The sequence below is a fragment of the Corynebacterium sp. MSK008 genome, assembly GCF_030232585.1.
GTDB lineage: Bacteria > Actinomycetota > Actinomycetes > Mycobacteriales > Mycobacteriaceae > Corynebacterium.
The window spans coordinates 68,035-90,325 of the sequence record NZ_JASPJX010000010.1 but is presented as its reverse complement, the minus strand read 5'-3'; the positions used below and the strand labels follow the sequence as shown (position 1 = coordinate 90,325).

The window sequence follows — 22,291 nt, the reverse complement described above, 5'->3', positions numbered from 1 at the left end:
GGCTAGGCGCCGCGGCGGGAACGCTTCGCGGCGACCTTGGCCACGATCCGGTCGATGCGGGCGCGCTCCTCCAAAAACTCCGGCGGGTTGGACCCGCGCATGGTGCGCACGAACGCCGGGTGGTCCACGCAGACGGTCTCCACCCAGCCCACCACGGCCTCTTCGACGATCTCGCCGACGCGGGCGTACATCTGCGGCAGCGACACCACGCCGAGTTCGCGGGCGACCATATCGGTCTGCTCCAGGCAGTACGACACAATCTCGCCTAAGTGTTGCACCACCAAGTCGGTGCGTCCGGTGAGCGCGTCCTGCATGGTCTGCACCGAAAACGGGGCTTGTAAGGGGAAGAGGTCTTGCAAGCCGGAGGCGTCGAGAAGCTCGGGCTCCGGAATGCGCTCCTCCGGCTTCGCGCCCGCGGACAGGTGGCCGGCGGCGCGGCCGGAGGTCAGCGCCTGGCGCAAACCGATCAGCTCCGCGACGACGCGGCGGGCGTCCTGGCGGGCGTCGTCGACGATCTCCACGAACTCGGCGAGGCAGTCCTCGGTGAGCTCGCCGTCGTAATCCGCAATCGCCTCGGCGAGGTGCTCGGCGTACTCAGCCACCTCGTCGCCGATGTTGTAAATCTCCTGCGTGAGCTCGCGGTGACGCAGCACGGCGGCAGTCTTGTGCATCGCGAGCCCTCCTTGGAAACGCCTGTGGGAAGTGACAAATTGGCATGCTATGCCACAGCCACGCGCGTGGAAGGAAGGCGCGCCGAACTAACGCTGGTACAGCTTGTCGATGTCCTCCTGGAAACGCTGGAACACCACGTTGCGCTTGACCTTCATCGTCGGGGTCATCTCGTCGTGCTGCTCAGACAGGTCGCGGTCCAGGATGCGGAACTTCTTAATCGCCTCGGTGCGCGACACGGTGGCGTTTGCCAAGTTCACCGCGTCCTGCACCTCCGCGCGCAGCGCCGGGTCCTGGGCGAGCTCGGCAACCTTCTTGTTCGCCGGGATGTTGCGGTTGGCCTTCCAGCGCTTGAGCTCCTCCTCGTCGAGGGTGACCAGCACGCCGACGAACGGCTTGCCGTCGCCGACCACCAGCGCGTTCGAGATCAGCGGGTCCTGGCGGATGATCTCCTCCATCGGGCCCGGGGAGATGTTCTTGCCTCCGGCGGTGACGATCAGGTCCTTCTTGCGGCCGGTGATGGAGACGTAGCCGTCTTCGTCCACCTCGCCGAGGTCACCGGTGTTGAACCAGCCGTCCGTGAGCGCCTCCTCGGTGGCTTCCGGGTTGCGCCAGTACTTGTCAAACACGCCGGGGCCCTTGAACTCGATCTCGCCGTCGTCGTTGATGCGCACCGAGTAGCCGTTGACCGGCCGGCCCACCGTGCCGATTTTGTTGCCGTGGGCGTTGTTCACACACGCCGCGGCACACGTTTCGGTCAGGCCGTAGCCCTCGTAGACCGGCACGCCCATGCCGCGGAAGAAGTGCGACAGGTCCGCGCTCATCGCCGACCCGCCGGTGATGCCGTACCAGATGGACCCGCCCATGGCTTCCTTGACCTTGCCGTAGACGATCTTGTCGTACACCGCCCGCTTCGCCTTCTGCACCCGCGACGGGCCTTCATCGGTGTCCAGCGCCTTCGAGTACTCGATGGCGGCCTTCTCGGCCTCCAAGAACATGCGCTTGCCAATCGCGGAGCCGTCCGCGGCCTTGTTGTAGGCGCCCTCGCGCACCTTCTCAAACACGCGCGGCACGCCCACGACCAGGTTCGGGCGCACGCGCTGCAGCTCCACTGTCAGCGTCGACGTGTCGGACCAGTGCGACTGCGTCGCGCCCGAGATCGTCCACGCCAGCGACACCGCGCGCGCCAACACGTGCGCCAGCGGCAAAAACGTCACCATGCGCTGGCCGGGAAAGGACACCGAGCCGATCTCGTTTTCCAAAAGCGCCCAGCACTGGTACGCCCAGTTGCCGTGGGAAATCTCCACACCCTTGGGCCGGCCGGTGGTGCCGGAGGTGTAGACGATGGAGCCCAGGGTGTGGTGGCGGGTGGCGGCCACGCGTTCGTCGATAAGCGATTGCTCGACGTCGCGCCCCTCAAACTTCAGCGTCTCCACACCCGCGGCGTTGAACTCGTAGATGCGCTCGAGCTTTGATGGGGAGTCCGTGAACTTCGGCTTGCCCGTCTCGTCCAGCAGAAACGGGCTCATCAGCTGGGTGTGGTCGCGCGTTTCAGTAAAAGCGATCTTCGCGCCGGAATCCTCCAGGATCCACTGGATCTGGTGCATCGAACTCGACGGGTAAATCGGCACCGAGGCGGCGCCGGCGGCCCAGATGGCGAAGTCCACCAGCGACCACTCGTAGCGCGTCGACGACAAAATGGCCACGCGGTCCCCCGGCTCAACGCCCGCGGCGATCAGGCCTTTCGCGACCTCGTAGACCTCCTCCAAGAATTCCGCCGCCGTGACCGAGACCCACTCGTAGTTGCGCGGCCGGTAGTACAGCACCAGGTGAGGGCTCTGCTCGCAGGTGCGAATCAGCCGGCTGAGGCACGTGTCCGTGTCTGTGAGCGTGAATCCAAGTTCCGTGGTGTGCGCGTTTGAAGGCATGGTGCCCAACACTACCCCAGCGTGCGGGCCCGAGCTTTGGCACAATGCGTGGCGTGACCAACGTTGCCCTGCTTCACGCCCTCGCCGAGTCCTATGGCTTCGGCACGTCCTACCGCGCCTCGAACGGGCTGGTCACCGAGCCGCCCGCCGAGTCGTTTATCAAGCTGCTGCGGGCCTTGGGGCTTTCGCTTAACGACGACCCGTCGGACGAAGAACTCCAATTCCACCTCGATGCCCGCAGAGAATTTTGGGCGACCAGACCCATGCCGCCGTGCGTGGTGGCCACCGAGGGCGCGGAGAAGCACTTCAACGTCCACGTGCACGACGGGCACTGGGCGCACTGCTGGATCCGGCTGGAGGACGGCTCGTCGCGCGACGCGTACCAGGACGAGAACTGGGCCCCGCCGTTCACCGCCGCCGACGGCGTGGTGTGGGGCGAGGCCACCTTCCACGTGCCGGGCGATCTGCCGGCGGGCTACCACGAGCTGCACCTAGAGTCCGACAACTTGGACGAGGTCTGCCCGCTGATCGTGGTGCCGGCGTCCTTGTCCACCAACGCCGAGGTTGTGCGCGAGCCGGTGTGGGGCGTGATGGCGCAGCTGTACTCGGTGCGCTCGCTTAACTCCTGGGGCATCGGCGACTTCAACGACCTCGGCGCGATCGCCGAGGCGGTCGCGGCCGAGGGCGCGGACTACCTGCTGATCAACCCGGTGCACGCCGCCGAGCCCGTCCCGCCGATCGAGGACTCGCCGTACCTGCCCACCTCCCGCCGGTTTGTCAACCCGATCTACATCGCGGTAGAGCAGGTGCCGGAATATGGGCTGTTGGACGAGGGGGACCGGGAGGACGTCGCAAAGCTTGCTGCCCCTTTGAAGGCGATGAACCACACCGCAGCCCCCTTAGAGCGCGACCGGATTTTCGCCGCGAAGCTGGCGGCGCTGCGCACGCTGTTCCATCTTTCGGCGGCGGACGAGGCGCGCACGCACGACTTCGAGCTGTTCTGCCTGGACGAGGGCGAAGGGCTGCGCCAGTTCGCCGAGTGGTGCGCGGCGCAAGCGAGCGAGTCTGAGCACCACGGCGCGCCGAAGCACGCCGGCGAGGACCCGCAGGAGCTGGTGCAGTTCTACATGTGGCTGCAGTTCATCGCCGACGAGCAGCGCCGCGTGGCGCAACAGCGCGCGGTGGCGGCCGGGATGCGGCTGGGCATCATGACGGACCTGGCGGTGGGGATCCACCCCGGCGGCGCGGACGCGGCGACGCTGCACGAGGTGCTGGTGCCCGACGCTTCTGTGGGCGCGCCGCCGGACCAGTACTCGCAGCAGGGCCAGGACTGGTCGCAGCCGCCGTGGAACCCCCAGCAGCTGGCTTTAGCCGGCTACGGGCCGTGGCGCGATTTGCTGCGCACGGTGCTGCGCCACTCGGGTGGGATCAGAGTGGACCACGTGTTGGGGCTGTTCCGCCTGTTCTGGCTGCCGCGCATGGACACACCCATGCACGGCGCGTACATGAACTACGACTTCGAGGCCATGGTCGGCGTGCTAGTGCTGGAAGCGCAGCGCGCCGGTGCCGTGGTGGTGGGCGAAGACCTGGGCACGTTCGAGCCGTGGGTGCAGGACGTGCTGCGCGACAAGGGCATCCTCGGCACCTCCGTGCTGTGGTTCGAGTCCGTGCCGCCGGAGGCGCCGCGCCCGTCGCAGCAGTACCGCAACCTCGCGCTGACGGCCGTGGGCACCCACGACCTGCCGCCCACCGCCGGCTACTTGGAGGGCGCGCACAACGCGCTGCGCCACGAGCTGGGTCTGGTCAAAGAGTCGCTGGAGGAACTCAACGCCACCGACGCCGTGTGGATCTCGCAGGTGCTCGCCGCAGCCCAGGCGGAGGGGGCGTTCGACAACTCCCCGCTCGCTGACGTGGACTTCCTCGACCGGGACCTCGGGGAGTACGACGACGTGGACGCCCTCGTCGAGGGGCTGACGCGGTTTATCGCCTCCACCCCGTCCGCGATGACGTGCACGAACCTGGTGGACATGGTGGGCGACACCCGCATTCAAAACCAGCCGGGCACCAACCGCGAGATGTATTCCAACTGGTGCATTCCGCTTTGCGACGCCTCCGGTACCCCCGTCCTCATCGAAGACCTCCCCGACATCGCGCTGTTCACGCGCATCGCCAAAGCGAGCGCGCGCTAGAGCGCCCCGGCCAGTGCCGCGACGACGACGAGCGCGATGAGCACCCACATCACCTGGGTCACCCGCGACTGCGGGTACTTGCGCTGCGGCTTGGGCAGCTTCTGGTCCTGCTTGCGCAGCTCTTCGGGGTTGGCCATGGTGTGTAAGCCTAGCGCCGCGGGCTAGCGGCGGGAAAACAGGCGCGCGGCGGCATGCGCGACGCCGTCGACGAGGCGCAGCAGCGCGTAACCTACCGCGGCGCACACCGGCGCGGCCACGGCGAGGATCCCGGGTACCTGCAGCCAGGGGCTTAAGCCCATCATCCAGCCGAGCAGCGCGCTGCTCATCAGATCAGCCCCATCATGTAGCCGACCGCTGGCACGAGCACCGCCACGGTGGCTACGACGCCGAGGGTGATCAGCAACGCGTTGGCGACCTGGCGGTCGCGGTCGTTGTCCTCGGTGCTTTCGCGCTGCTTCTTTTGCGCCTCGGGGGTGACGGGGGCTTCGCTGGGCACGCTCGACGGGGTGGCCGCGCCGGTTGGAACAGGCGGCTGCAACGTGGCCGCCGGGATAACCACGGTCTTCTTCGTGGGCCCCGAGATGCGGATCGAGTTACCCGACACGGAGGTCTCCCCCGCCGCGGCCGGCGACGCCCCCGGCGCGTCGGCGGCGGGCGTTTGCTCGCGCGTGACCTCCGCGACGGGGTTCACCACGGTGCTGCGCACCGGAGACGGCACTGCCGGCGTGGGCGACGTTGTCTTCGCCGGGGGTGCGTAGCGCTGTGCGTAGTGGGAGCGCAGGAAGGTGTCGATGGCGGAGTCGTCGTAAGGCGCGCCGCTTCGAAGCGAGCTGGCGCGCTCGAAGCCCACGACCTCCTCGCCGCGCTCGTCCACGAGTGCGTTCGCCCCGGACATGACGCCGACGAGGCCGCGGCCCGGCGCGTAGACGGGCCCGCCGGAGTCGCCGTAGTCGGGCATGCCGGGGGCGTCGAAGTAGATGGTTTTCTCGAGCATGCCCACGTACGGCCCGCACGCAGCCTCGGTGGTGCCGCCGTGGGAGGCGTAGCCGTGGTAGCACAGCGTTTCGCCGGGCTCGAGGGTCTCGATGGGCACGTACTTGCCGCCGAAGGTGTTGGCGCCTATTTCGACGCTGTTGAACCAGTAGATCACTGCCCAGTCGTTGGCGTTGGAGGCGCCGTAGTAGGCGGCGGCCGGGTAGATCACGCCGGCTGGGGTGGACATTTCGCGGCCGTTGTCGTCGGTGAGGTAGACCATCGCCCCGTTGTCGGCGCAGTGTCCGGCGGTGTAGCTGCGGCGCTGCGCGGGGTCGTTGTAGCCGATGGTGCAGGCGGTGAGGGTGTCGTTGCGCAGGTTGTCCACGAACATGCGGGCACCTTGCTTCACGACGAGACGTTCCGCCGCCGGCGCCTCATCCCCCGCCCCGAGACCGGAAGCTGCCAGCGCGGACGCTGCGACGAGCGCGGCGACGCGTGCGCCCACGCGGGGGCGTCGCACTGTTCCGTTCGCCATACAGCTTTCCTTGTCTTGTCTTTTAAAGGTTTCCCCGAACTGTACAGCACGGACCCGCGCAATTACACGTCGGAACCTGCGAGCCCGCGGCGCTGAAGCAGCGGGCGGGTGTCCTTGTCGCGGCCGCGGAATTCTCGGTAGGCCTCTGCGTAGTCGCGCGAGGAGCCCTTGGACAGGATCGTCTCGCGGAACTTCGCGCCGGTTTGCCGGTTGATGCCCTCCTCGGCGACGAGCTGGTAGCCGTCCGCGTCCAGTGCTTCGGCCCACAGGTAGGAGTAGTAGCCCGCGGAGTAGCCGCCGGCGAAGATGTGGTTGAACCAGGTGGAGCGGTAGCGCGGCTCCAGCCCCTCGACGTCCAGGCCGTACTCGCGCAGGACGTTGTCCTCGAAGGCGTTGATGTCCGACGGTATGTCGCCGGCAAGCGAGTGCCACGCAAGGTCGATCGCGCTCGCCGCGAGGTACTCGGCGGTGGTGAAGCCCTGGCCGAACTGGCGCGAGGCCTCCATCGCCTGCAGAAGCGGCGCGGGGATGACCTCGCCGGTGTCCACGTGGCGGGCGTAGTTGCGGGCGATCTCCGGGGCAAAGGCGTAGTTCTCGTTGATCTGGGAGGGAAACTCCACCCAGTCGCGCGGGACGTTGGTGCCGGAGTGCGAGGGGTAGCGCACATCCGAGAGCAGGCCGTGCAAGGCGTGGCCGAACTCGTGGAACAGGGTGGTCACCTCGTCGATGGTGAGCAGGTTGGAGCTGATCGACATGACGTTGACCACCACCGGCTTCGTGCCGGCCAGGTGGGACTGGTCCACAAACGAGCTCATCCAGGCGCCGCCGCGCTTGGACGAGCGGGCGTTGTAGTCGGTCAAAAGCAGCCCGATGCCGGTGCCGTCTTCCTCCTTGACCTCCCAGACGTCCACGTCCTCGCGGTAGCCGGCCAAATCCTCGCGCTTTTCCACCGTGATGCCGTAGAGCAGGTTCGCGGCGTAGAAGACGCCGTCGGTGAGCACCTGCTCGAGCGGGAAGTACTTGCGCAGCTCCGCCTCGTCGATGCCGAGTTCCTCTTCGCGGCGCTTGGCCTGCCAGTACGGCCAGTCCGCCCCGCCGAGCTCCTCGCCGGCCAGTTCGCCGGCGAGCTTGCGTTCCGCCTCAGCGTTCGCGGCGGCCGCCGGCGCCAGGTCCGCGATGAGCTGGCGCGCTGCCGCGGCGGTGCCGGCGGTTTCCTCCGCGATGACGTAGTCGGCGTGGGTGTCAAAGCCGAGCAGCTTCGCGCGTTCCTGCCGCAGCGCCACCGACTCCAGCACGATCTCCGGGTTGGTGTCGCGGCCGCGGGCACGGGAGGCGTCGAAAAGCTTGTGGCGCGCGGAAGACTCCTCCAGCTCCGACTGCAGCGCCTGGGTGGTGGGCAGCTCAATCGGCACCACATAGCGGCCGTCGTCCTCGTAGGCGGCGAGCTGGCCCTCGGACAAACCGGCGAGCTCATCGCGGGTGAACTCCACCGCGAGCTTTTTCGTGTCCGCCAGCAGGTTGCGGCCGAAGCGCTCGGACAGCTCGCTCAAACGCTGGTTGATCTCCTGCAGGCGCGACTTCCCGGCGGCGTCAAGGTCGGCGCCGCGGCGGGTGAAGCGGCGCAGCAGCTCGTCGTGGAGCCGCTGCGACTCGGCGTCCTCCGGCACGTCGACGCCCTTGATGCGCTGGTAGAGCGCATCGTTCTGGTAGATCGAGTCCACGTGCGCCGACAGCTTCGGCACGATGCGGTCGGCCACCGCGTCGAACTCGTCGGTGGCGTCGGTGCCCTGCAGGTTGAAGAACCAGGACATCACCCGGTCCAAGTCTTGGCCGGCCAGCTCGAAGGCTTCGACGGTGTTGGCCCACGTCGGCGCGTCTGCGGTGGTGATCTCGGCGATTTCCGCGGCGTGGCGCTTCAGCGCCTCTTCGAACGCGGGTTCCACGTGCTCCAGGCGGATCGCGGCGAAGTCCGGCAGGTTGTACGGCAGGGTCGAGGGGGTTAGAAGCGGGTTTGTCATGGCGGTCAGTGTATGCGGATACGATCTGCCGCATGGGCGAAACGGAGATCACATGCGCGGCCGGCACCATTGTGGGCGAGGTGCGCGATAATGCGAAGCTTTTCGACGCCATCCCGTTCCTGGAAAAGGCGCGCCCCTTCGACGCCCCGGTGCCCTTGAAGCAGGGATTGCTTATCGACGCCACCGCGCCGCACCCCAACGCACTCTCCATCAGTGCCCCGCTCGGCGCGCGGGCGGGGACGGACTTCCCGGTGATTGTTTGGCTGTCAGCCCCGGCCGATTTGGGCGACGGCTTCGTCCACGTGCACGTGCCCCACCGCGACGGCTTCGAAGGGTTTCTGCCCTTCGCCGCCGACGCCATCGGGCACTTCCGCGGTGTCGCCGACGTTCAGCTCGCACTGCGCTGGATCCAGCGCAACATCGAAGCCTTCGGCGGTGATCCCACCAACGTCACCGTCGTCGGCGCCGGCGAAGAGGCGGCGGTGGCGCTGTGGCTATGCCGGCGCGACCACTACGCCGGCGAGTTCCGCCGCGTGTGGGCCGCGGATCCGGTCTTCCCGCGCGCGCCGTATGAGAAGCGCAAGTGGATCGTGCGCTACCTGCTGTCCGCGCCGCTGACGCGTGCAAAGCTCAACGAGTTGGCGGAAAATCGGCCTGGCAGGGTGGGGCGGAGCTACCGTCGATACGCAAAGTTCTTCGGACCAATGGGGCCGCACCCCCACGATGCCTCCGAACTTGCCGAGCTCGCGGTAGTGCGCGTCGAGGACACGCTGGACCCCGGCGCGATCGCGGAATTTGCCCGCTAGTTGTTCAGGTTGCCCTTGAAGGTGACGTTGCCGATGGTGAACTCCGCGTCCCACAGGTTGCCGGTGGACACGTCGAAGGGGTACTTCGCGTTCACGGTCGCACCCGGGCCCAGCGGGCGGTCCAGACCCACGATGTCCACGCCGGCCTCCTCCGCGATGGGGACGAATTTCGCGTCCTTCATGTCCGGGTTCGAGGTGGAGTTGACGTTGTAGCGCAGCTTCGGCTCGAGCGCGTCCTCCGGCAGCGGCGCGTCCGACTCGTTGGTGATCGCCACCACCACGACCGAGCCGCCGTTCGGCGCGTACGAGGAGCCCTGCCACTTGTACGACAGCTCCATCGCCGGGTCCTCCACCCGCTCGCCGTTGATTTCGTCGCTGACCAGCGGATCCGCCTCGTTGACCTCGAAGGACTTGCGCTGCACACCGATGCGGTCGTCGGCCTGGCCCTGCGGGGCGTCCTCGGCGGCGGTGACCTGGGTGGAGCTGATGGTGTCCTCCCCCATCTCGGCGTCCGCGCAGGCGGAAAGCGCCAAGGCGGCTGCCAGGGCTGCGGCGGTCAGTGCGGCCTTGGGGCGGCGGGTGAGGTGGGACATGTGCGCCTCTTCTTCTCGGGGTGGTTTTGACAGTTCTGCCCCACTTTACAGCCCTAGTAGGGTGTCGAAATTATGCAGTCTTTGATGCGCGTCATCCGCAGTGCTTCTGCCCTTTGGCCGTTTTATGTCGCCGTTGTGGTGGTGTCGACGCTGGTGGCGGGTTTGGGGTTGGTCTCGCCGTTTCTGATTCGGGAGGCGACGGACACGATCGTGGCCAAGCTTGGCGACGCCTCCCTACCCGACCCCACCCGCACCGTCATCTGGCTCGCCGTGGCACTCTTCGTCGCCGAGGCGTTGGCCTCGGTGCTGCGCAACGTCTCCGGGTATTTGGGCGACGTGATGGTCGCCCGGATCCGCCAGATCCTGTCCACGCGCTACTTTGCCAAGCTGCTGGCGCTGCCGCAGCGCTACTACGACAACCAGGTCACCGGCACGATCATCGCCCGGCTGGACCGCTCGATCGCCAACGTCACGCAGTTCATCCAGTCGTTCACTAACAACTTTCTGCCCATGCTGATGCAGGTGGCGGCGATTTTGGTCATCACCGCCTACTACTACTGGCCGCTGACGGTGCTGTTGGCGCTGCTGTTCCCGCTGTACACCTGGCTCACCGCGCTGACGTCGAAGCGCTGGCAGGTCTTTGAGCAGGAGAAAAACGCCAACATCGACGAGGGCAACGGCCGCTTCGCCGAGGTGGTGGGGCAGGTGAAGGTGACCAAATCCTACGGTGCGGAGGTGCGCGAGCTGGAGAAGTTCGGCCGCCACTACACCAACACCGTGGACATCACCCGCCCCCAGTCGCGCTGGTGGCACTCCATGGACACGCTGCGCGGCGTGGCCATGAACCTGATTTTCCTGGGCATCTACCTGATCCTGTTCACGCGCACCCTGCACGGGCACTTCACCGTCGGCGAGATGGTCATGCTCATCCAGATGGTCACCATGGCGCGCCAGCCGGTGACGATGATGAGCTGGATCGTAGATTCCGCGCAGCGCGCCATCGCCGGCTCGCGCGACTACTTCAAGGTGATGGACGAGCCGGTCGAGCCGACGGCGAACCGACAGCTCGTCGCGGCGACGAAGGCGTCGGGCATGCCGGAGGTCGTCGCAAAGCAGCAGGCTCCTTTGCAGGTGCGCGAGCCGGTGATCGCGTTCGAGGACGTCACCTTCGAGTATTTGGACGGCGAGCCTGTGCTTCACAGCGTCAACTTCGCCGCCCACGAAGGCGAAACCATCGCGCTTGTCGGCGAATCCGGCGGCGGCAAATCCTCCATTGTGAACCTGCTGCTGGGGCTGTACCCCATCACCCGCGGCCGGCTGCGCGTGTGCGGCGAGGAGCTGTCCGAGCTGGACGTGGAGAAGCTGCGCGCCACCACCGGCGTGGTGTTCCAGGAGGCCGCACTGTTTTCGGGGTCCGTGTTTGAGAACATCGCCTACGGCAAGCCCGACGCGACGCTGGAGGAAGTCGTGGAGGTGGCGAAGCGGGCGAACGCGCACGAGTTCATCATGAAGTTCACCGACGGATACGACACCGTCATCGGCGAGCGCGGCCTGCGCCTGTCCGGCGGGCAGCGCCAGCGCGTCGCCGTGGCGCGCGCGATGCTCAAGGACGCGCCGATTCTGATCCTGGACGAGGCCACCTCCGCCCTGGACACCAAGGCCGAGCGCGCGGTGCAGGCCGGGCTGGACCAGCTGATGGAGGGCCGCACCACCATCATGATCGCGCACCGTTTGTCCACCATCGCGGGGGTGGACACGATCATCACACTTCGCGACGGCCACGTCGACGAGATCGGCTCCCCGGAAGAGCTGGCTGTCTCCGGCGGCATCTACTCCGAGCTGTTGCGCCTGACAGCGTCGTCCTCCGCCGCGGACCGGAAGCGCCTCAAGGCGTTCGGGTTCCACGTCGACGGCGGGGACGGCGAGGACGAGGCAGATGGCGACGAGGCGTAGCGCGCTGACTAGATTGCGACTATCCGGATCAGCTCTTCGAGACCCCGAAAATCAGCTGGGTTGCGAGTGTAAAGGTCGAGGCCCTCCGCCATCGCGCAACTCGCGATCAACAGATCGAATGCTCGGCGTGCCGGTTTCCTACCCGACTGGATCACCGCAGCGTAAATGACTGCATATGCGTGAGCAGCGCGTGCATCAAAAGGAATGCAGTCGACGAGTTCGCTAATTACATGCGCTTGATTCGCCCGCCTCGCTACTTCAACGGGATCCTTCGCTGCTGCCGGCCCAGCTTGAATTTCCGCCAACGTGATAGCTGAGATGGACCACGAGTCTGGGAGCTCCTCCGGATCTATCTCGTCGAGGGAAAACAGCACAGACGTATCAAGTAAGCCCTTACTACCCACGAGGCTCAATTCCTTGGTCTACGTACGCGTCTATGTCCTCTCGGAACTGTTTGAAGTCCACCTTCTGAGCCCCTTCGAGGGCAGCAATCAGGTCGTCTTTCCTCGCGAATCTCGGCTTCTTCAGTGGCCGCAGCTCCCCCACAGGATGCGAATTACTAGTAATCACGAATGTCTCCCCCTGAACTAACGCACGCATGATCCGCCCACTGTCGTTTCTCAACTCTCGCTGGCTGATCATCTCTGTCATGATCCGACCGTAGCACCGTGTGCCACGATGAGGAAGGGGGTAACCCCGAATCAAACTGTCGAGTCCTTCCCACCCCGGCGCTACCGTAGGCCCCATGCAATTCCCCGACCTAGAAACCCTGCAAGCCCGCGGCACGAGGAAGTGGACGCAGTTCAACCCTGACGTGTTGCCGCTGTTTATCGCGGAGAGCGATTTCCCCACCGCGCCCGCTGTGAAGCAGGCGATCGTGGACGCTGCCGAGCGCGAGATGTTCGGCTACACCCCCGCCCCGCACGCGCACCGCCTGGGCGAGGCGGTCGCCGACTTCTACGCGGACCGCTACGGCTGGCGCCCTGACGCGGAGAAAGTCTTCCCGGTCGCGGACGTGGTGCGCGGCGTGATGCTGGCTATCCAGTACTTCACCGAGGGCGATGTGGTGGTCCCGGTCCCCGCCTATTTCCCGTTCTTGGATGTGGCGGAGGTCGCGGGCCGCAAGCGTATCGACGTCAGCTCCGCCAGGGGCCTCAACCTGGCGGAAGTGGAAACCGCGTTCCAAAACGGCGCGGGCAGCATCATCGTGACCAACCCGTTCAACCCGGGCGGCTACGTCTTCACTGAAGCGCAGCTCGACGAGGTCTGCGCGCTGGCGCGCAAGTACAACGCCCGGGTGATCGTGGACGAGATCCACGCCCCGCTGGTCTACGACGGCACCCACGTCTGCGCGGCGGCGAACAACCCGGATGTGTGCATCACGGTCACGGCGACGTCCAAGGCGTGGAACGTCGCGGGGCTGAAGTGCGCGCAGATGATCTTTTCCAACGACGAGGATGTGCGAACCTGGAACGCGATGTCGGGGGTGGCCAAGGACGGCGTGGGCACGCTGGGCATCGTCGCGGCGGAGGCTTGCTACGACCACGGCCGCGAATTTTTGGATGAGGAGATCGCCCAGCTCAAGGCCAACCGCGACTGGCTCGTAGAAAACCTGCCAAAGGCGGTGCCGGGCATCGAGATTGAGGTGCCGGCGGCGACCTACCTGATGTTTTTGAACTTCAAGAACACCAAGCTTGTCGACGAAAAACCCGCCGCGTGGCTGCGCCGCCACGCCAAGGTGGCCATGAACGAGGGGATGGACTTCGGCCCGGGCGGCGAGCACCGCGCAAGGCTGAACTTTGCCACGTCACCGGAGATTCTGGAAGAAGCGATGCGGCGGATTGGCGGAGCCGTCGCAAAGCTGTAGGCGTTTCACTTAATGGAACCCCGTTCCCATCTGACGGTCGGGTGGTTTAGACTCTAGAGAACTCCAACCCAACTAGAGAGGAACGACCATGGGTTCCACAGTGGTGTCACAGCCTGAAGGCGGCTCGAAGCGCTCCACCAGCGCTGTCGTCGTCACCGGCCTCGCGCTGTTTTCGATGTTCTTCGGCGCGGGCAACCTCATTTTCCCGCCGATGCTGGCCGTGGAAGCCGGCGACAGCTTCTGGCCGGCGCTGCTCGGCTTCCTCGCCACCGCATCGCTTTTGCCGGTTTTGGCCGTGATCGCCATTGCGCTGTCCGGCTCGAACCTCCGCGACCTGGCGCAGCGCGCCGGCTCCATCTTCGGTGTGGTTTTCCCGGTGCTGGCGTACCTGTCCATCGGCGCGTTCTACGCGCTGCCGCGCACCGGCGCCGTCTCCTTCGAAACGGCGATCACCCCGCTGTTCGGCTTCGAGTCCTTTGCCGCCTCCGGCATCTTCAACGTGCTGTTCTTCGGCATCGCGCTCGCGCTGTCCTGGAACCCCACCACCATCATGGAGAAGCTGGGCAAGTTTCTCACCCCGGCGCTTCTGGTGCTGCTGATCGTGATGATCTCGGTGTCCGCGTTCCGCTGGACCGCTGAACCGGCCGCGCCGAACGAGCCCTACGACGACGGCCCGTTCACCGCCGGCCTGCTCGAGGGCTACCTCACCATGGACTCGATTGCGGCACTCGCGTTTTCCATCGTGGTCATCTCCACCCTGCGCCACCGCGGCTTCAACGAGGGCAAGGAGCTCGTCGGCGGCACCATCACCGCCGGCGTGGGCGCCGGCATCATGCTGGGCCTGGTCTACATCGGCTTGGGGCTGATCGGCCGCGTGATGCCGAGCGCCGGCGAGTTCGACAACGGCGCCGGGCTGTTGGCTGAGGCCGCCAACCTGACCATGGGCGGCGCGGGCCAGGCCGTGTTCTCCGCGATCGTGCTGCTGGCCTGCCTGACCACCGCGGTGGGCCTGATCACCGCGACCGGCGAGTACTTCTCCGAGCAGTTCCCCGGCTCCTACCGTGTGTGGGCCGTGATCTTCGCGGTCACCTCCATGGTGATCGCCACCCAGGGCCTGGAGTTCGTCATGGCGATTGCCGCCCCGGTGATCGGCTTCCTCTACCCGCCGGCGATCACCCTGATCGCGCTGACGCTTATCGAGCCGGCGTTTCGCGCCCGCACCCGTTTCAGCTGGGCGTTCTTCGTGCCGCTGTGGACGGCGGTGGTGTGGTCCGCCATCGAGACGTTCATCTCCCTGGAGTGGGGCGCGGACGCCCTGACCCCGATCGTCCAGTGGGCGCCGATGTTCGACGCCGGTCTCGGCTGGGTCGTGCCGGTGGTCATCGCGTTTGCCATCGGCCTGGTCGTAGACTTTGTCCGCCCCAAGCCCGCCATGATCCCGGGCACGATGGAATCTGTCGAGGGCGAGGACCTGTCCGCGGAAGGCGACGCTGTCCCCGTGCTGCAAGCAAAGGACTAGTACGGTGGGGCACATGAACGCCCCACTTTCTCTTATCGATTTCTGCACCCGCTACCCCGGCGAATCCGTCGGCGAGGCGACGCAGCGATCTGTGGCCTTCGCCCAGCAGGCGGAGGCCTTGGGTTATTCGCGCATCTGGTATGCCGAGCACCACAACATGTCCAGCATCGTCTCCTCGTCGCCGGCGGTGCTGATCAGCCACATCGGCGCGAAGACCAGCCGTATCCGGTTGGGCGCCGGCGGCGTGATGCTGCCGAACCACTCCCCGTATGTCATCGCCGAGCAGTTCGGCATGCTGGAGGAGCTCTACCCCGGCCGCATCGACCTGGGCTTGGGCCGGGCGCCTGGCACCGACCAGCAGACCCTGGGCCGGGCGCTGCGCCGCGACCCGCGCGCCGCCGAGAACTTCCCGCAGGACGTCCAGGAGCTGCAGGCGTGGCTGTCCAATCAGTCGCCGCTGCCGGGCGTGACCGCCATGCCGGGCTTTAACACCAACGTGCCGCTGATCATCCTGGGCTCATCCATGTTCGGCGCCTCTTTGGCCGCGCAGCTGGGTCTGCCGTACGCGTTCGCCTCCCACTTCGCCCCGCAGCATTTGGAGCAGGCCACCGCCTACTACCGTGACAACTACCAGCCGTCTGAAGCCCACCCGGAGCCGTACTGCATCGCTGCGGTTAACGTCACCGCCGCCGACAGCGAGGAGGACGCGAAGCGCCAGACGAAGGTGGTGCACCGCAACCGCGTGCGCGCGTTTATGGGCCGCCAGGGCAAGCAGCTTTCCGACGACCAGCTGGACACCGTGGTCAATTCCTACCAGGGCCGCCAGATCATCGACATGCTGCGCTACACCGCCGAGGGCACCGGCGAGCAGGTCGTCGAGTACCTGGAGACATTCCGAGAAACTGCTCAGGCGGACGAGCTGATGATCTCACTGCAGGCCGGTAGCCACGACGAGGTGAGCCGGTCCATGGAAATCCTCGCCGAAGCCTGGGGCTAATCGGGACAGGCCTCCAACTAATAGGAGTTATTCGTCGGCTGGTTTAGTATCGGGTGTCGTTACATACCCGGTTGTCTACAAAGGACGTGATCCCGCACATGGCGCAACTGCCCACCGGCCCACTCCGCCGCCCGCAGCAGCATGAAGAGATCGCGGACTACCTGCGCGATGAGATCTTCGCGGGCCACATTCCTGCCGGTGAATCCCTGCCCAGCGAGGTGGAGCTGTGCGAGCAGTTCAACACCTCCCGCGGGCCGGTGCGCCAAGCCGTGGCCACCCTGCGCGCCGAGGGGTTGTTGTCCTCCGGCCGCGGCCGCCGCTCGCTGGTGCTGTCGAATACGCGCACCGAGACGTTCGAGGAGATTTTGTCCAACACCTCCTGGATGTTCCGCATGGGCAAAGACCCCAGTGAGGACGTGGAGCAGTTCGGCATGGACACCGCCAGCGAGGAGCTCGCGGAGTACATGCGCATCAACCCGGGCGACGAGGTCTTTGTTGTCCGCCGCGTGCGCAGCGCCGACGGCGAGCCGGTAGTGATGGAGCGGATGGCGTTTCGGCCGTCGCTGGCAGAGGTCATCGAGTCGGTGGACACCTCCGAGCAGTCGATCCACCGCGAGCTCATCCGCGCGGGCGCGGACTTCAACAACATCTCCCGCGCCTTCACCATCGAGCAGGCGGACGCCGACATCGCCTCCAAGCTCGGCATCGCCGAAAATGCGCCGGTGCTGCGCGTGAAGATCAAGGCGCTGACCCACAACGGCGAGGTGCTCGAGGTAGCCGAGCACATCTTCCGGGTGGACAAGCTCTCCTTCGGCCTGAACAACGTGCGCGGGCACTCTTCTCCGCTGTGGTTCCAGGCGGAATCCGAGATCCGCTAACCTCAATTCACATGCATGCAAGGACTCTGGCGGCCGCGGCCGCCTTGGCCCTCCCACTGGCTGCGTGCGGTGATTCCGCACCGCGCGACAACGTGGTGGTGGCGGCGTCGGCGGCCCCTGCGGGGTTGGACTTCACCACCACCGGCGGCGCGGCCGCGCCCCAGGCGTTGATGGGCAACGTCTACGAAACCCTGGTGCGTATCGACGCCTCCGGCACCCCCGTGCCCCACCTCGCCGAGCGCGTCGAGCGAGGTAGCGGCACCTTCACCTTCCACCTTCGCGACGGTGTGACGTTTGCCGACGGCACACCGTTTACCGCCGACGACGCCGCGTTTTCCATCCACTACGTGCAGAACGAGTGGACCAACGGGCTGAAAGCCCAGATGGACCCGGTCACGCACGTCGAGGTGGTGGACGAGCGCACGCTGCGCGTCACCGTCGAGGGCGGCACCGCTGCCGAGGACGCGTGGCTGTGGTCCATGGGCACCCTGACGGGGGCGATGATGACGCCGGCAGGCGTCGATAGGCTTGCAACTGCTCCCCTGGGCACTGGGCCGTACACCGTGGCCCGCTTCGACGTGGGCGAGGCCATCGAGTTCGACGCGCGCGAGGACTACTGGGGCGGCGACGTCGCGCGCGACGGTCTGATCCGCTACTTCGACGACCCGGTCTCCGCCGTCAACGCCTTGCGCGTGGGCGACGCGGATGTGGTGTGGGGCATGCAGGCCCCGCAGCTCATCGACACCCTGCCGGAGGACATCCGCGTCGAGGTGGGCACCACCAACGGCGAGGTGCTGCTTTCCATGAACAACACCCGCGCGCCTTTCGACGACCCGGACGTGCGCCGCGCTGTGGCCTACGCGGTGGACCGGGCGGCGGTCAACGAGGTGGTCTACAACGGCCTGGCCACAGACACCGGCGGCGCGCCCGTGCCGCCGACGGACCCCTGGTACCCGGGCCGCGACTTCTACCCCTTCGACCCGGACAAGGCCCGCGAGCTGCTTGCCGGGCGCACCCCGGAAATCACCATCACCGTGCCCAACCGCCCCTACGCGCAGGAGGCGAGCGAGCTGATCTACTCACAGCTTCGCGACGTCGGCTTCCGCGTGCGCCTCGAAACCGTCGAATTCCCCGCGGTCTGGCTGAACCAGGTGCTCAAAGGCCACGACTACCAGGCCTCGCTCGTAGCCCACGTGGAGCCGCGCGACGTGCCCATGCTCTTTGGCAACCCGGACTACTACCTGGGCTACGACAACGCGGTGGTGCGCGAGCGCATCGCCGCCGGCGACATGGCCGGCGCGGTAGACCAGATCATGAACGACGCCGCCGCCCTGACCCTGGCCAACGCCCCGAACATCGTGCTCTACGCCCCCGGTGTCTCCGGCCTGGACCCGAACGTGGTCACCGACTCGCTGCCTTTGAACGAGGTGGAGAAATGATCCGCACAATAGGCAAACACATCCTGCGCTTCGTGCTTTTGCTCGCGGCGGCGAGCGTGGTCATCTTCACCCTGCTGCGCGCCGTGCCCGGCGACCCGGCGCGTGTGGCGCTGGGGGTCTCGGCCACCGAGGAGGCCGTCGCGGAGCTGTCGGAGCACCTCGGGCTGGATCAGCCGCTGCCGGTGCAGTACTTCGACTGGGTTTCGGGGCTGCTCACCGGCGACTTCGGCATCTCCATGTCCTCGGGCAAAGACATCACCGACACGGTGATTGAGCGCGCCGGGGTCTCGCTCACGCTGACGCTTACGGCCATGGCGGTCTCGCTGGCCGTGGCAGTGCCGGTGGGTGTCTACCTGGCGCGGCGCACCCACGCACCCGGCGGCGCGGTCGTCGGGGCGCTGTCGCAGGTGGGCATCATCGTGCCGTCGTTTCTGGTGGGCATCGCCCTGGTCGCGCTGTTTTCGGTGCGCCTGGGCTGGCTACCTGCCAACGGCTGGGGAACGCCTGCGCATGCGGTGCTGCCGGTGGCCTCGCTCGCGCTCGTGCAGGCCTCGATTCTCACGCGCTACGTCGCCGCCGCGGTGCGCGAGGAGATGGGCAAAGATTATGTGAGGACGGGCAGGGCCCTTGGTGCGTCGATAGGCAATGTGCTTTTCAGCTCGGCGCTTCGAAACGCCGCACTGCCGGTGATCACGGTCGTCGGCGTGCAGCTGGCGTCGCTGGTGGTGGGCGCTGTGGTGATCGAGCGGGTGTTTACCATCCCCGGTTTGGGCACCATGCTTCTCGACGCCGTAGGCAACCGCGACCTAGCCACCGTGCAAACGGTGATGATGGTCATCGTGGCGTTCACCCTGGTGGTGAACCTGATCGTGGACCTGACGTACGCGGTGGTGGACCCGCGGATTCGGAGGCAGGCATGAGCTGGCAGCGCAAAGTTGGCGCGGCGATCGTCGCGCTTGTGGCCGTCGCGGCGCTGCTGTCGCTTGCGTGGACGCCCTACGACCCGCTGCAGACCAACGTTGCTGCCCGGCTGCAGGGATCGTCCCCAGCGCACTGGATGGGCACCGACCAGTTCGGCCGCGACATCTGCTCGCGCGTGATGGACGGCGCGCGGCTGACGCTGACCGTGGCCGTGGGCGCCGTCGGACTGTCCGGGCTTGTCGGCGTGCCGCTGGGAATCTGGGCCGGCATGCGGCGCGGCGCGTCACGGTTTGTCATGGCCGGCGTCGACCTCCTGCTCGCCTTCCCCGCGCTGCTTTTGGCCATCGTGTTCACCGCCGTGTTCGGTGCCTCCATCTGGATTGTGGTGCTGGCCATCGGCATCGCCGGCATCCCCGCCTTCGTGCGCGTGGCGCGCGCAGGCACCATGCAGGTGATGCAGCACGACTACATCCTGGCGGCGCGCATCGCCAAGGTTTCCGGCCCTGCGATCGCGTGGCGGCACGTGCTACCGAACATCTGGCCGCTCGTGCTCACCCAGGTCTCCGTCGCGGTCGCTCTGGCCATCTTGGCGGAGGCGGGACTGTCGTTTCTGGGGCTCGGCGCGCCGGCGCCCTACGCCTCCTGGGGGCGCATGCTGCAAGCCTCCCAGCCGTATCTGGCCACCTCCCCGCACCTGGCGCTGTGGCCCGGCGCCGCAATCGCTTTGACCGTGCTGGGCTTTAACCTTCTGGGGCACGCTGATGATCGACGTTAACCACCTTTCCATCCCCGGCATCCTCGACGACATCACCTTTTCCGTCGCACCCGGCGAGCGCGTGGGCATCATCGGCGAGTCCGGCTCCGGCAAGTCCGTCACCGCACTGTCCATCATGGGGCTAAGCGACCTGCCGGCAGAGGGCTCCGTCACTGTCGACGGCACCGAGATGGTGGGCACCGCGGACCGCGTGCGCCGGCGCGTGCGCGGCAGGAAAGTCGCGATGGTGTTCCAGGAGCCGATGACGGCGCTGGACCCGCTGAAAAAGATCGGCAAACTCTGCTCGCGCGAACTGTTGCGCGAGGTGGGCGTGGACCGCCCCGGCGCCTACCCACACGAGCTGTCCGGCGGGCAGCGCCAGCGCGTGCTCATCGCTTTGGCGCTGAGCAACAACCCGGACGTGCTGATTTGCGACGAGCCCACCACCGCCTTAGACGCCATCGTGCAGGCGGAGATCCTGACGCTGCTCGACCGCCTCGTGCGCGAGCGCGGCATGGCGCTGTTGTTCATCTCCCACGACCTCGCGGTGGTGCGCCGCATGACCGACCGGGTACTCGTGTTCAAGGGCGGGCGCATGATGGCGCCGGACTCGGACTACGCCAAGGCCCTCGCCGCAGCGGCGGTGCCCGGCCCGCCCGCCGAGCCCACCGTGCTCGGTGATCCGGTGGTCACACTCGACGGGGTCTCGCTGCAGCGCGGGCAGACCCTGGCCGTCGACGACGTCACCCTCACCGTGCGCGCCGGCGAGCGCCTCGCCATCGTCGGCGGGTCCGGCTCCGGCAAGACGTCGCTTTTGCACCTCATCGCTGGCCTGCGCGAACCGACCGCCGGCACCGTGCGCGTGGCGGGCGATGTGCAGATGGTTTTCCAGGACCCGTACTCGTCGCTGGATCCGCGGATGACCGTCAGGGCGTCGATACGCGAGGCAGGCGTCGATGCCGCCCGCGCCGACGAAGTGCTCGCGCGCGTGGGGCTCGAGGGCACCGGCGACCGCACACCTAGGCAGTTTTCTGGCGGGCAGCGCCAGCGCATCTCCATCGCGCGCGCCGCCGCCCCGCGCCCGAGCATTTTGCTTGCCGACGAACCCGTCTCCGCCCTCGACGCCACCATCCAAGACCAGGTGCTGGACCTGCTGCGCGATACCGTCGGCATGCACACGCTCATCTTTGTCACCCACGACCTGAAGGTCGCCCGCGAGCTGTGCCCAACCGTGGCGGTGATGCGGCACGGGCGCATCGTGGAGCACGGCGCGACAGAAAAGATCTGGGCGGCGCCTGAGCACCCGTACACGCGCGAGTTGCTGGGCGCTGTGCTGTAAGTTGGCGCCCATGAGTATGTGCGTCGTCGGATCCATCAACGCCGACCTGACCGTTAACGTGGAGCGCCACCCCACCCCGGGCGAGACCCTCCTGGGCTCCGGCGGCGGGATCACCGCAGGCGGTAAGGGCGCGAACCAGGCCGTCGCCGCGGCGAAGCTGGGCACGCCGGTTGTGCTCGTTGGAGCGACCGGCACCGACGCCAACGCGGCCCCCGCCACCGCGATCCTGCGGGAGGCCGGGGTGGACATGCGCCACGTCGAAGAGGTCGAAGAGGTCACCGGCCTGGCCGTGATCACCGTCGCCGCCAACGGCGAGAACACCGTGCTGGTGGTGCCGGGGGCGAATGCGCTGGTGGGCTCGGAGTTCGTGGACAAGCACGCGGAGGCCGTGGAGAGCGCCGAGCTGGTGCTGCTGCAGGGCGAGATCCCCGCCGACGGGTTCGCCCGCGCCGTGGAGCTGGCGCGCGGGCGCGTGGTGGTCAACCTCGCCCCCGTCGTCGACGTGCCGCGTAAGGCGCTGCTTGCCGCCGATCCGCTCATGGCCAACGAGCACGAAGCCGGCCTGATCCTTCAGCAGCTCGGACTCGACGGCGCAGGCACCCCGGAGGAGCTCGCCCGCCGCCTGCTCGACGCCGGGTTCGCCTCCGTGGTGCTCACACTCGGCTCCGCGGGCGCGCTCGTGGCCACCGCAGGAGAGCTCACCCACATCGACTCGCCCAAGGTGGAGGCGGTGGACACCGTCGGCGCCGGCGACTCGTTCGCGGGCGCGTTCTGCCACCGCATCCTCGACGGCGACAGCATGGTCGAGGCCGCGGCGTTCGCTTGCCGCGTCGGCGCGTTCTCGGTCACCCGGCCCGGCGCGCAGCCGTCCTACCCGTCCGTGGGCGACGAACTGCCAGAATTTTAACCCC

21 protein-coding genes are annotated in these 22,291 nt (G+C 67.1%); 12 read left to right on the top strand and 9 right to left on the bottom strand.

Going from position 1 to position 22,291, the window contains the following annotated elements:
* Window positions 1-2 precede the first annotated feature (2 nt).
* Both QP996_RS09210 and QP996_RS09205 read right to left on the bottom strand, forming a co-directional pair.
* On the bottom strand, window positions 3-671 hold the full coding sequence (locus tag QP996_RS09210; RefSeq protein WP_284872348.1) for a hypothetical protein: 669 nt from the start codon (window positions 669-671) through the stop codon (window positions 3-5).
* 87 nt (window positions 672-758) lie between these two features.
* Window positions 759-2,597, bottom strand: coding sequence for an AMP-dependent synthetase/ligase (locus QP996_RS09205; RefSeq protein ID WP_284872347.1), 1,839 nt, complete (start codon window positions 2,595-2,597; stop codon window positions 759-761).
* Between the two features lie 53 nt (window positions 2,598-2,650).
* On the opposite strand from QP996_RS09205, the gene malQ reads away from it, so the two are divergent.
* Entirely contained in the window at window positions 2,651-4,786 is a 2,136-nt protein-coding gene (gene malQ, locus QP996_RS09200) for a 4-alpha-glucanotransferase (RefSeq protein WP_284872346.1), read from the top strand.
* Here malQ and QP996_RS09195 read toward each other — a convergent pair.
* From QP996_RS09195 to QP996_RS09180, 4 genes are all read right to left on the bottom strand, one after another.
* Window positions 4,783-4,923, bottom strand: a complete 141-nt coding sequence (locus QP996_RS09195; RefSeq protein WP_172796724.1) for a hypothetical protein — start codon at window positions 4,921-4,923, stop codon at window positions 4,783-4,785. The genes malQ and QP996_RS09195 overlap by 4 nt on opposite strands.
* A gap of 24 nt (window positions 4,924-4,947) precedes the next feature.
* Entirely contained in the window at window positions 4,948-5,112 is a 165-nt protein-coding gene (locus QP996_RS09190) for a hypothetical protein (RefSeq protein ID WP_284872345.1), read from the bottom strand.
* On the bottom strand, window positions 5,112-6,296 hold the full coding sequence (locus QP996_RS09185; RefSeq protein ID WP_284872344.1) for a chymotrypsin family serine protease: 1,185 nt from the start codon (window positions 6,294-6,296) through the stop codon (window positions 5,112-5,114). The genes QP996_RS09190 and QP996_RS09185 overlap by 1 nt, the downstream gene beginning before the upstream one ends.
* A 62-nt stretch (window positions 6,297-6,358) precedes the next feature.
* Window positions 6,359-8,314: a M3 family metallopeptidase gene (locus tag QP996_RS09180; RefSeq protein WP_284872343.1), complete on the bottom strand. Its 1,956-nt coding sequence runs from the start codon at window positions 8,312-8,314 to the stop codon at window positions 6,359-6,361.
* Between the two features lie 32 nt (window positions 8,315-8,346).
* On the opposite strand from QP996_RS09180, the gene QP996_RS09175 reads away from it, so the two are divergent.
* Complete coding sequence (locus tag QP996_RS09175) at window positions 8,347-9,120, top strand: carboxylesterase family protein (RefSeq protein WP_284872342.1); 774 nt, start codon at window positions 8,347-8,349, stop codon at window positions 9,118-9,120.
* On the opposite strand, the gene QP996_RS09170 is transcribed toward QP996_RS09175, so the two are convergent.
* Entirely contained in the window at window positions 9,117-9,713 is a 597-nt protein-coding gene (locus QP996_RS09170) for a hypothetical protein (RefSeq protein ID WP_284872341.1), read from the bottom strand. The two genes, QP996_RS09175 and QP996_RS09170, sit on opposite strands and share 4 nt — an antisense overlap.
* Window positions 9,714-9,785: 72 nt before the next feature.
* On the opposite strand from QP996_RS09170, the gene QP996_RS09165 reads away from it, so the two are divergent.
* A complete protein-coding gene (locus QP996_RS09165) occupies window positions 9,786-11,666 on the top strand; it encodes an ABC transporter ATP-binding protein (protein WP_284872340.1) in 1,881 nt (626 codons plus the stop codon).
* A gap of 8 nt (window positions 11,667-11,674) precedes the next feature.
* Here the strand turns inward: QP996_RS09165 and QP996_RS11865 are convergent, their stop codons facing one another.
* Window positions 11,675-12,070 carry a type II toxin-antitoxin system VapC family toxin gene (locus QP996_RS11865; protein ID WP_350309513.1) on the bottom strand — a complete coding sequence of 132 codons (396 nt, stop codon included), beginning with the start codon at window positions 12,068-12,070 and terminating at the stop codon, window positions 11,675-11,677.
* Window positions 12,063-12,317 (bottom strand): type II toxin-antitoxin system Phd/YefM family antitoxin, encoded by a 255-nt coding sequence (locus QP996_RS09160; protein WP_284872339.1) that lies wholly within the window; start codon window positions 12,315-12,317, stop codon window positions 12,063-12,065. Before QP996_RS09160 ends, QP996_RS11865 begins: the two co-directional genes overlap by 8 nt.
* 94 nt (window positions 12,318-12,411) lie before the next feature.
* Between QP996_RS09160 and QP996_RS09155 the strand changes: the two genes are divergently transcribed.
* The 9 genes from QP996_RS09155 (at window position 12,412) to QP996_RS09115 (ending at window position 22,287) form a co-directional block, all read left to right on the top strand.
* Window positions 12,412-13,533, top strand: a complete 1,122-nt coding sequence (locus QP996_RS09155; protein ID WP_284872338.1) for a MalY/PatB family protein — start codon at window positions 12,412-12,414, stop codon at window positions 13,531-13,533.
* An 88-nt stretch (window positions 13,534-13,621) separates the two neighbouring features.
* Window positions 13,622-15,052 (top strand): branched-chain amino acid transport system II carrier protein, encoded by a 1,431-nt coding sequence (brnQ, locus tag QP996_RS09150; protein ID WP_284872337.1) that lies wholly within the window; start codon window positions 13,622-13,624, stop codon window positions 15,050-15,052.
* A 13-nt stretch (window positions 15,053-15,065) separates the two neighbouring features.
* Window positions 15,066-16,049: an LLM class flavin-dependent oxidoreductase gene (locus QP996_RS09145; protein WP_284872336.1), complete on the top strand. Its 984-nt coding sequence runs from the start codon at window positions 15,066-15,068 to the stop codon at window positions 16,047-16,049.
* Window positions 16,050-16,147: 98 nt separating this feature from the next.
* Window positions 16,148-16,927, top strand: a complete 780-nt coding sequence (locus QP996_RS09140) for a GntR family transcriptional regulator (RefSeq protein WP_284872335.1) — start codon at window positions 16,148-16,150, stop codon at window positions 16,925-16,927.
* Window positions 16,928-16,938: 11 nt separating this feature from the next.
* Window positions 16,939-18,366: an ABC transporter substrate-binding protein gene (locus QP996_RS09135; protein ID WP_284872334.1), complete on the top strand. Its 1,428-nt coding sequence runs from the start codon at window positions 16,939-16,941 to the stop codon at window positions 18,364-18,366.
* On the top strand, window positions 18,363-19,286 hold the full coding sequence (locus QP996_RS09130) for an ABC transporter permease (RefSeq protein ID WP_284872333.1): 924 nt from the start codon (window positions 18,363-18,365) through the stop codon (window positions 19,284-19,286). Before QP996_RS09135 ends, QP996_RS09130 begins: the two co-directional genes overlap by 4 nt.
* The gene (locus QP996_RS09125) at window positions 19,283-20,062 is read left to right on the top strand and encodes an ABC transporter permease (RefSeq protein WP_284872332.1); all 780 of its coding nucleotides are present in this window, start codon (window positions 19,283-19,285) and stop codon (window positions 20,060-20,062) included. Before QP996_RS09130 ends, QP996_RS09125 begins: the two co-directional genes overlap by 4 nt.
* Window positions 20,049-21,380: an ATP-binding cassette domain-containing protein gene (locus QP996_RS09120; protein WP_284872331.1), complete on the top strand. Its 1,332-nt coding sequence runs from the start codon at window positions 20,049-20,051 to the stop codon at window positions 21,378-21,380. The genes QP996_RS09125 and QP996_RS09120 overlap by 14 nt, the downstream gene beginning before the upstream one ends.
* Before the next feature lie 10 nt (window positions 21,381-21,390).
* Entirely contained in the window at window positions 21,391-22,287 is an 897-nt protein-coding gene (locus tag QP996_RS09115; protein WP_284872330.1) for a ribokinase, read from the top strand.
* The last annotated feature ends 4 nt before the right edge of the window (window positions 22,288-22,291 follow it).